The sequence below is a fragment of the Kitasatospora sp. NPDC056531 genome (genome assembly GCF_042794375.1).
Lineage (GTDB): Bacteria > Actinomycetota > Actinomycetes > Streptomycetales > Streptomycetaceae > Kitasatospora.
In genome coordinates, this window is record NZ_JBHTTU010000152.1 from 1 (window position 1) to 9,846 (window position 9,846).

Consider the following 9,846-nt stretch of genomic DNA (forward strand, 5'->3'; position numbering starts at 1 on the left):
GGGTGGGCCTCGCGGGCCTGCGCCCAACAGCGGTCGGCGGCGTCGGGGTCGAGGTCGGCCAGCGCCTCGCGCAGGCCGGTGCGCAGCCGGCCGAGCGGGTCCGGGCCGAGCAGCCCGGCGTCCTCGGCGTGCAGGGCGGACCAGGCGACCTGTTCGCGCTCGGCCCGGCCGGGGGCGGCGGCCGCGGCGACGGCGTGCAGCACGCCGAGATCGGCGGCGCTGGAGAGCCGGACCAGCCCGGCGCGGCGGTCCTCGTCCGGGTAGGGCTGGTGCAGACCGGGGTGCAGCCCGACCAGGTCGGCGACCCGCCGGGCCAGCGGCAGGCCGAGCCGCCCGGCCAGCCGCGGCGCGAGCTGTTCCCGGCGGGCGGTGCGCAGCGCGGTGGCGAGCACACCGGCCAGTCGGTTGTCCCCGGTCCGGCCGAGTTCGTCCAGTCGGGCGGATACCTCGGCCAACTCATCGGACCCGCAGGTCAGTTCGGGCAGTCCCAAGGCCTCGGCCAGTAGCGGGAGTTCGGGCGGCTGGCCGGAACGCACCGCCCAGAGCACGGCGTTCTGGCCGAGCCCGTTCTCCACCACGGCGGCGTGCATCCAGTGGGTGTCGGTGCGCACGTGCTGCGGGCGGACCCACTTGGCGATCCGCTCGCCGAACTCGGCGCGGGGGAAACCCCGGACCGTCCGGACCACGTACCCCTCCTGCCGGTCGAGGTCCAACCGCAGTGCGCGCAGTGCCCGTTCGTCGTAGCGGCCGCGCCACAGCACCCGGGGTACCGGGATGCCGAGGCGGCGCAGGAAGCGGACGGTGTCGTCCCAGTCCAGGCAGTGGTCCCGTTCGGTCCAGACCGAGAAGCCGTAGAACCAGCTGTCCAGGTCGGTGTACGGGATGGAGTGCCGGGCGAACAGGTTCTCCCCGCAGATCCGCCAGCCCTCAGGGAGCCGGGCGCCGATCCGGCTCTGCAGGCCCTTGACCCAGGCCCGGGAGGGGTGGTGCGCGGAGTCCAGCGAGCGGGCGTGGAGGCCGTCGGGGTAGAGCGTGGTGTTCTCGCCGTCGAGCTTCTCGGTGACGACGACCTCCGCGCCGGCCAGTCCGGAGAGGTCCCCGGTCCGTACGTCGTCCGCCGCCGCCCCCGGTGACCAGGGGAGATGCGGCGTCCGAGGGTAGTGCACTCGCATGTCCGGCTCCCTGAACGTCCTTGGAGTGCGCGGGAGGGCCGGGCCACCGATTAACCGAGTCGGCGCAGGCTCAGTCGATGCGGTGCTCGCGCCAGAAGGGCGTCAGGTCGACGGGGGTCGCGGCCTGGGCGGCGGCCTTGAAGTCGGCGGTGGTCGAGACGCCGTACCAGTGGGCGCGGGCGTAGCCGCGCAGCAGGGCGGACATCGGCTCCGGCCCGATCAGGCGGCGCAGTTCGTGCAGGGCGCAGGAGCCGTGGTCGTAGATGACCGCCTCGTAGCGGTCGGGGTGGGCGTCCCAGTAGCTCATCGGGTTGGTGAGGCGTTCGTCCGCGGACTGCCAGGGCGTGGCGGCGGTGCAGCCCTCGCCGGTGTCGCCGAGGGCGAGGTCCATGGCGTACTCGGCGAAGGACTCGTCCAGCCAGGGCGCGCGGTACTGGTCGTCGCCGACGATGCCGTACCACCACTGGTGCGCCAGCTCGTGGATGACGGCGGAGGGCCTGATCCGGTCGAGGACGAAGGCCGGGTACTCCATGCCGGCGAACGCGAAGCCGTTGTCGAGCACCAGGGCCAGATCGCCGTACGGGTAGGCGCCGTAGCTGGCGGAGTGGGCGTCGATGGTCCGCAGGGACAGGTCGAGCATCGCGCGGGCGTCCTCCGCCTTGATGTCGGCGGCCGAGTACACGGCGATCCGGACGCCGTTGGCGGATCGGCCCGCGATCCGACTGAACGGCCCTGCCGCCCAGGCGAATTCGCGCACCTGGTGGGCGCCCACCCTGGTGACCGTGCGGCCCGGCTCGCCGGTGGTGTCCAGGGCGCTGCCGGTGGCGGGGACCAGCAGGTCGGTGGGGTGGTCGAGGGTGACGGCGAAGTCGGAGGTGAGGCCGTAGAAGGACTCGCCGAGGTCGGTGTACGGGTCGAGGTGCCAGCCCGCCTCGTCCCGGACGGCGAGGACGGGCAGGGCGTTGCCGAGGAAGTTGAAGGCGCCGTCGCGGCCGAAGCGGTCGATGCCGTCCGGGACGTCGATGGAGAGGTCGAACTCGACACTCCCGGCGACGCCTTGGGACAGCGGGCGGGGCAGGGGCACGCGCAGCGCGGTGCAGGCGACCTCGGCGGAGCCGTTGAGGCCGGACACCCGCACCGGCGGGGCCGCGCAGCTGCCGTGGGAGTTGTCCCAGAGCCGCAGGTACACCTCGCGCAGCGGTTCGGGTGAGGTGTTGCTGAAGGCGATCCGCTCGTGGCCCCGCCAGTGCGCGCCGGTGGCGTCGCTGCGCAGCTCGACGGAGTAGGCGGGCGTGCCGGGGGTGCGAGTCGGGTCGAGGGGTGCGCGGCCGGGCGGCCCGGCGGCCACCGACAGGAGCACGGCGAGGACGGAGAACAGGGGGAGGGAGCGTCGCACGCCGTGTACTCCTGTCGGTGGTAGGGGCTGTCGCGTGGGTCTCATGGGTCTTGGTGGTCGGTCCGTGGGCATCGAGGCACCCACCACGTGGACGTACCCCGAGGCGTAGCGCGAGGCCCGTCGGGCGGACACCGTCTCGCCGACACCGACCTTGAGAACGGCCTCGACCACGCCGGGGACACGCAGCAGCTCCGCCGTCGGGGTGATCCGGCGGACCGTGCCGGTGCCCGGCAGCGGCAGCAGCAGGTCTCCCGCGCGGCGCCGCCGCCGATAGCGAAGGTCCGGACGGATGCCTCGATGCACGTCCGAGCGCGGCCCACTGGAGCTCGGGTGGCGGGGCGCTGCCAGACGGTTGTGTCGGTGGCGTCGGCCGGGTGGGCGGCTCACCTCAACGGGCAGCCAGCAGCGGGTACACGGAAGCGGGCGTAGGTCAGCGGGCGTGGAATGGCGGGACTCATCGGCGGGCGGGGGCGGCGGCCCCCAGGAGTTCGACCAGGGCGTCGGCGACCTGCGCCGCGCCGCCCGTGCCGACCGCCGTGGTCAGCGCCGTCCAGTCGATGCCGGGCTCACCGGCCAGGTGTTTCAGCTTCTCGACCAGGCTCTCCCGTACGGCCGTTGCCGTCCGCCGGCGGTCGAGGTCGGCGGCGCGGGCGATCCCGTCGTAGATGAGATCGAGGGCCCTTCCCTCGCCGTGGGCGCTCAGCGCGAGCGCCTCGTCCTCGGCGAAGACCGTGCTGGGCCAGGGCGTTCGGACGTCGGTGCCGAGCGCCTGACTGTGGAAGCGGCCGTTGAAGACCTGGCTCAGGTTCTGCGGCGGCAGACAGAGCGTCGGCGTCCCGAGCCGCCCCGCCTCCAGAAGCGTGGTCAGCCCGGGAGAGGTGAGCAGCACGTCGCATTCGGCGAGGCGGCGCAGGAAGTCCTCGTGGGGGAGGGCGCCCACGGTGGTGACGGCCGGGTGCACGCAGGAGTCGATGAGCTGCGCGGCCAACCAGGCGGGGAGGTTCCCCGCGATGTGCACCTCGGTGACCCCGCTCGCGGTCAGGGCCTCCAGCGCGGCGGGCAGCACGATGCGCGGATAGCCGGCCCAGTCGGTGAGCCGGGGCGCGCGCAGACCGCCGAGGCTGATCAGGGCGCGGCGAGGGTGCCGCGTCGGCGCGGCAGCGCGGGTGACTCCGCCGTCGGCGATCACCGCGTCCACCCAGCGGAGGCGGCGCGCGTCCGCCAGCACCCCGGCGCCCTCCGAGGGCAGCTCCACGCACCGCTGGGCGCAGTACACCTCGGTGTCCAGCGGGAGGTCGGGCCGGTCCCCCTCCGTCCAGAGGAAGGGCGGGCCGTCCACGAACACCACCGGCACGCCGTGGGCGCGCAATGCCTTAGCCAGCCCCCCGTCCAGGACCACCAGCGCCGCCCGCACGCGCTGCGCCCGGACGATCCGCCCGAGCTCCTCGCCCGACCCACCCTCCGGCAGGTCGAACCAGCGCCGCACCGGCTGTGCGGCCAGCACCGGCCGCCCGAGCCCGGAGGCCAGCCCGATGAATCTGAGCTTCCCTCCGCCCCGGTCGCGCAGGGCGGACAGCACCGCGCTCAACTTCCCCGAACTGCCCCACCCGAACTCCACCCCGGCCACGGCTACGGTCCGGACGTCCGTCGCTGCCCTCATCCGTTCCCCGCCTCCCTCCCGAACCACTCCGGCGGCGCGGCAACCGCGCCCCCACGTACCGGATTTCCTTCGCTCCGTATTCGTACCAGGCCGATCGGTCGGGGCGGTTCGAGTACCTGTGGATAATAGGAGGCTAACCACCCCGTCGGGTGAAGCTGCCAATCGGGGAGTTGACGATGGGCGGTCAGATCATCAGTGCGACACGCGAGCAGGACCATGCCTGCACCCCATCGAGGCCCCAACACGGTGCAATGGGCCCACCGCCGAGCCCGCACACCACAGGAGGCGCCGCCCGATGGAGCCGCCGGCCACCGACACCGCTCCGCTCCGAGTCCTCGACGTCTCGGGCACCGACTACCGCCGGGCCTTCGAACTCTTCCTCGTCGGCACGGACGAGAAGCCCCGTACCCACGCCCGGCTGAGTGAGATCGCGTCCGCCCTCCCGCGCCGCCGCGTCCTGCTCGACCTGGGCGCCGGCGACGGTCGCACCACCGCCCACCTGGCCCGGTACTTCGACCGCGTGATCGCCGTCGAGCCCAGTGCCGCCATGCGCGAGAAGCTCCGCACCACCTGCCCCGAGGCCCTCGTCCTCCCGGAGCCGCTCGACCGGGCCCGACCGCCCGAGTCGGCCGACCTGGTGCACCTCTCCCACGTCCTCTACTACGTCCCGGAACCCGGATGGCTCGCCACTGCCACCCGGGCCCTGAACTGGACGGCCCCCGGTGGCACCCTCCTGATCGTCCTGCAGAACCCCGACAGCCCCTGCATGCGGATGGCCGCCCACTTCACCGGTGTCCGCTACGACCTGCGCCCCCTCCGTGACCGCCTCCGCGCCCAACACCCGTCCCACGGCTACGCCCTGGAAACCCTCGCCCTCCACTACCGCACGCCCCACCTCGCCGAGGCCGTCGACGTCGCCGAGTTCATGGTCAACGTCGCCGACCTCGCCACCCTCGACCCCCGCCCCACCCGAGCCGCCCTCACCGCTTACGTCCGCGAGCACTTCAGCCAGCCCGACGGCACGTACGCCATCGGCCACACCCAGGACATGCTCAGCGTCCGCCGAGCCCCGGCCTGACCCGCCGGTGGTCCGCCGGGCCCCGCAGCCGGTGCACTGTCAGGACCGGACGGCCGTGCCCGCCCAGGCGCGGTTGCCGAGGAGGGTCTTGATGTCCGAGGCGAGCCCGTTGTCGGGGTTCACCAGGAAGCCGAGCTCGTAGAGGGTGCTCTTGTCCCAGTTGGTGGTGAGCAGCCGGACCGGGACGTCGCCGGGGTGGGCCTGGAGGGCGAGTTTGAGTTCGGCGACCACCTCGGGGGTGATCCGGGCGGCCGGGACGGTGATCTGGACCGGTGGCTTGGTGCCGAGTTCGGCCGAGGAGACGTCGAGCGTGGTGATCTCCTGCCCGAAGATGCTCAGTGACCCGTCGCGCTCGTTGAGGCGGCCGCGGACGGAGATCACGTTGTCCTCGATCATCTGCTCGGCCATCAGGTTGTAGGTCGCGGGGAAGAACAGCACCTCGACCGAGCCGTCGCGGTCGGCGAGGGTGATGATCGCCCAGGCGTTGCCGGCCTTGTTGATCCGCCGGTCGACGGCGGTGATCAGGCCGGAGAGGCGGACCTCGCCCTCGGAGCGGCCGGAGCCGAGGAGTTCGGCGATCGAGGTGTCGCGGTTCTGGGACAGGATGTGCTCGGCGCCGTCGAGCGGGTGGCTGGAGACGTAGAGGCCCAGCATCTCGCGCTCCAGCGCGAGGAGTTGGCGCCGGGGCCACTCGTTGTCGGTGAGCTGGAAGTCCAGTCCGATGCCGGGTCCGGCGCCGTCGCCGGTGTCGAGGGCGCCGAACAGGTCGTCCTGTCCGATGGCCTGCTGCTTCTTGAGCCCGGTGACGGCGTCGATCGCGCTCTCGTGCACGGAGCTGAGCGAGAGCCGGGTGTGGCCGAGCGAGTCGAAGGCGCCCGCCTTGACCAGGGAGTCGACGGTGCGCTTGTTGCAGACCACCAGCTCGACCTTGTCCAGGAAGTCGGCGAAGGAGGTGTACTTGCCCTTCTCGTCGCGGGTACCGACCAGCGACTCGATCACCGGCACGCCGACGTTGCGCACGGCTTTGAGGCCGAAGCGGACGTCGCTGCCGACGGCGGTGAAGTCGACCACCGACTCGTTGACGTCGGGGGAGAGGATCTTGATGCCCATCTGCCGGCACTCGGCCAGGTAGACCGCCATCTTGTCCTTGTCGTCGGCGACCGAGGTGAGCAGCGCGGCCATGTACTCGGCCGGGTAGTTGGCCTTCAGGTAGGCGGTCTGGTACGAGACGAGACCGTACGCGGCGGAGTGCGACTTGTTGAACGCGTAGCCGGCGAACGGGACCAGGACGTCCCACACCGCCTGGATGGCCTCGTCGGAGTAGCCGCGCTCCTTGCAGCCCGCGTGGAAGGGCACGAACTCCTTCTCCAGCACCTCCTTCTTCTTCTTGCCCATGGCGCGGCGCAGCAGGTCGGCCTGGCCGAGCGAGTAGCCGGCCAGCACCTGCGCGGCACGCTGGACCTGCTCCTGGTAGACGATCAGGCCGTAGGTGGGGCCGAGGACGTCGGCGAGCGGGGCCTCCAGCTCGGGGTGGATCGGGACGATCTCCTGCTGGGCGTTTTTGCGCAGGGCGTAGTTGGTGTGCGAGTTCATGCCCATCGGGCCGGGCCGGTACAGCGCGGAGACGGCGGAGATGTCGGCGAACTCGGTGGGCTTCATCAGCTTGAGCAGGGCGCGCATGGGGCCGCCGTCGAGCTGGAAGACGCCGAGGGTGTCTCCGCGGGCCAGCAGCTGGTAGGTGGTGGGGTCGTCGATCGGGATCTTCTCGATGTCGACGTCGATGCCCCGGTTGGCCTTCACGATCTTGATGCAGTGATCGATGATGCCCAGGTTCCGCAGACCCAGGAAGTCCATCTTGATCAGGCCCATGGCTTCGCACGACGGGTAGTCGAAGCCGGTGATGATCACGCCGTCCTTGTCCCGCATGTGCAGCGGGATCAGGTCGAGCAGCGGAGTGGAGGACAGGATGACGGCCGCCGCGTGCACACCGGTGCCGCGGATGAGGCCCTCGATGCCCCGCCCGGTGTCGATGATCTTCCTGACGTCCGACTCGTTCTCGTACAGCGCCCGGATCTCGGTGCCCTCGTTGTAGCGGGGGTGCTTCTCGTCGAAGAGGTCGGCCAGCGGCACGCCCTTGCCCATGACGTCCGGGGGCATCGCCTTGGTGATCCGGTCACCCATCGAGAACGGGTAGCCGAGGATGCGGTTGGCGTCCTTCACGGCGGCCTTGGCCTTGATCGTGCCGAAGGTGTTCACCTGGGCCGTGTAGGCGGCGCCGTACTTCTCGGTCACGTAGCGGACCATCTGGTCGCGCTGGCGGTCGTCGAAGTCGATGTCGACGTCCGGGGGGTTGATGCGCTCGGGGTTGAGGAAGCGCTCGAACAGCAGGTCGTGCTCCAGCGGGTCCAGCTGGGTGATCCCGGTCAGGTAGGCGACCATCGAGCCCGCCGCCGAACCACGGCCGGGGCCGACCGGGATGCCGTTGTCCCGCCCGTACTGGCAGATGTCGGCGACCACGAGGAAGTAGGCGTCGAACCCCATCGGGGTGATCACGCCCATCTCCAGCTCGATCCGGTCCAGCACCTCCTGGCTCGGGCTGTCCCCGTAGCGGTGCTTCAGACCGATCTCGATCTTCTTGCGCAGGAACGAGGCCTGGGTCTCGCCCTCGGGCACGTCGAACTGCGGCATCCGGTCGACGTAGGTGAACACCTCCTCGTACGACTCGATCCGCTCGGCGATCGCGAGCGTGTTGTCGCAGGCCTGCGGCAGCTCACGGAACAGCTCGCGCATCTCGGCGGCGGTCTTCACGTAGTAGCCGGTGCCCTGGAACTTGAACCGGTTCGGGTCGTCCTTGTTCTTGCCCACGCCGACGCAGAGCAGGCTGTCGTGGGCGTCGGCCTGGTCGGCCGTCACGTAGTGGGAGTCGTTGGTGGCCAGCAGCGGGATGTCCAGCTGCTTGGCCAGCCGGAGCAGGTCGGCGCGGACCGCGCGCTCGATGTCCAGGCCGTGGTCCATGAGCTCCAGGAAGTAGTTCTCCTTGCCGAAGATGTCCTGGTAGGCGCCGGCGGCCTTGACCGCCTCCTCGTACTGGCCGAGGCGCAGCCGGGTCTGCACCTCGCCGGAGGGGCAGCCGGTGGTGGCGATGATGCCGTCCGCGTGCGCGGCGATCAGCTCGCGGTCCATCCGGGGCTTCATGTAGTAGCCCTCCATCGACGCGAGCGAGGAGAGCCGGAAGAGGTTCCGCAGACCGGTAGGGTTCCGCGCCCACATGGTCATGTGGGTGTAGCGGCCGCCGCCGGAGACGTCCTTGCCGCCCTCGCCGTCGGCGCCGGTCGGACGCTGGCCGCCGGGGGACCAGAACACCTGCTTCTTCTCGAAGCGCGAGCCCGGGGCGACGTACGCCTCGATGCCGATGATCGGCTTCACGCCGGTCTTCGCGGCGGCGTGGAAGAACTCGTACGCGCCGAACATGTTGCCGTGGTCGCTCATCGCGATGGCGGGCATGCCCTGTCTCTCCGCCTCGGTGAACAGCTTGCCGTTCTTCGCCGCCCCGTCCAGCATCGAGTACTCGGTGTGGACGTGCAGGTGTGCGAAGCTGTCGGACACGGCGCTGTGCTCCTCGGACGGATCTCGGACGGGGAAGCGGTCCACGGTAGCGGGTCGGCGCGGACGACGCGCCGAGTCGGATGCCCGTGGCCGCGACTTGACGGATTCTTCCCGCCCCCTTGACGGGGCATTGACTCGCGAGCGCACCCCGGCCGGGAGCCCTGGCTCCGACCCGGCGACGAGGGTCAGCCGAAGATCGCGGTGGGTTCGCCGGTGAACCAGGTGTTGTCGATGCGCAGCCGCCGGATGACCCAGCGGTCGCCGTCGCGGACCAGCTCGACGTCGTAGGGGTTCTTCAGCAGCGCGTGCTCGGCGGGGTCGGCGATGAGCAGGTGCTGGGCCTCGACCAGGGCGGTGAGCCTGGCGGTGTCGCCGTCGATCGTGATCCTGGGGTTGGTGACCTGGTGGGTGGTGTCGACCCGACCGGTGAACATGCCCAGGATGGTGTCGACGATGGTGGCCCGCCCGGACATCAGCGGCGGCTCGGCGCCCCACTTCGCGGCGGCCGGGCGGAAGTCCAGTTCGGCGTCGGCGGCGAAGGCCGAGGCGAAGAGCTCCTTGTCCTTGAGGTCCTGGCCGAGCCCGAAGCGGTGGAGCGCGTCGGTGATCTCCGCCCGGTCGCGGAGCTCCGCGACGACCGCGGCGGTGTCGTGGGCGGGGGCGGTCAGGGCGCGGTCGCGGGTGACGTACATGATGGACTCTCCTCGGCACGGTGGGTCGGACGGTGTTTCAGCACCTCCGATCCTGCGGTCAGCCGCGAGGGGCATCAACGCGCGTCTGTGCCACGATCGTTAAGCCCCGATTAACGATGCGGCGGGCGGAAGGGGCGGGATGCTGGAGCGGCATGAGCTGGAGGCGTTCCTCACGCTCGCCGAGGAGTTGCACTTCGGGCGCACCGCCGACCGGCTGCGCGTCTCCACGGCCAGGGTCAGCC

The 9,846-nt window shown here is 71.2% G+C and carries 6 protein-coding genes and 2 pseudogenes; 2 read left to right on the plus strand and 6 right to left on the minus strand.

Going from position 1 to position 9,846, the window contains the following annotated elements:
* From ACFQ87_RS42350 to ACFQ87_RS42365, 4 genes and pseudogenes are all read right to left on the minus strand, one after another.
* The coding region (locus tag ACFQ87_RS42350) for an RNA ligase family protein (RefSeq protein ID WP_380616301.1) at window positions 1-1,172 on the minus strand (1,172 nt) is incomplete at its 3' end.
* A gap of 70 nt (window positions 1,173-1,242) precedes the next feature.
* Entirely contained in the window at window positions 1,243-2,568 is a 1,326-nt protein-coding gene (locus ACFQ87_RS42355; protein ID WP_380616306.1) for a M1 family metallopeptidase, read from the minus strand.
* 81 nt (window positions 2,569-2,649) lie between these two features.
* Window positions 2,650-2,955, minus strand: a pseudogene (locus ACFQ87_RS42360) (hypothetical protein); the annotation flags it as partial.
* Between the two features lie 67 nt (window positions 2,956-3,022).
* Window positions 3,023-4,228 (minus strand): hydroxymethylcytosylglucuronate/cytosylglucuronate synthase, encoded by a 1,206-nt coding sequence (locus ACFQ87_RS42365; protein ID WP_380616302.1) that lies wholly within the window; start codon window positions 4,226-4,228, stop codon window positions 3,023-3,025.
* Window positions 4,229-4,523: 295 nt separating this feature from the next.
* Here ACFQ87_RS42365 and ACFQ87_RS42370 point away from each other — a divergent pair, with 295 nt between their 5' ends.
* The gene (locus tag ACFQ87_RS42370) at window positions 4,524-5,306 is read left to right on the plus strand and encodes a class I SAM-dependent methyltransferase (protein ID WP_380616303.1); all 783 of its coding nucleotides are present in this window, start codon (window positions 4,524-4,526) and stop codon (window positions 5,304-5,306) included.
* Between the two features lie 39 nt (window positions 5,307-5,345).
* Here ACFQ87_RS42370 and dnaE read toward each other — a convergent pair whose 3' ends face one another.
* Both dnaE and ACFQ87_RS42380 read right to left on the minus strand, forming a co-directional pair.
* Window positions 5,346-8,912, minus strand: coding sequence for a DNA polymerase III subunit alpha (dnaE, locus tag ACFQ87_RS42375; protein WP_380616304.1), 3,567 nt, complete (start codon window positions 8,910-8,912; stop codon window positions 5,346-5,348).
* A gap of 185 nt (window positions 8,913-9,097) precedes the next feature.
* The gene (locus ACFQ87_RS42380; RefSeq protein ID WP_380616305.1) at window positions 9,098-9,604 is read right to left on the minus strand and encodes a nuclear transport factor 2 family protein; all 507 of its coding nucleotides are present in this window, start codon (window positions 9,602-9,604) and stop codon (window positions 9,098-9,100) included.
* Window positions 9,605-9,743: 139 nt separating this feature from the next.
* Here ACFQ87_RS42380 and ACFQ87_RS42385 point away from each other — a divergent pair.
* Window positions 9,744-9,846 (plus strand): annotated as a pseudogene (locus ACFQ87_RS42385) (LysR family transcriptional regulator); the annotation flags it as partial.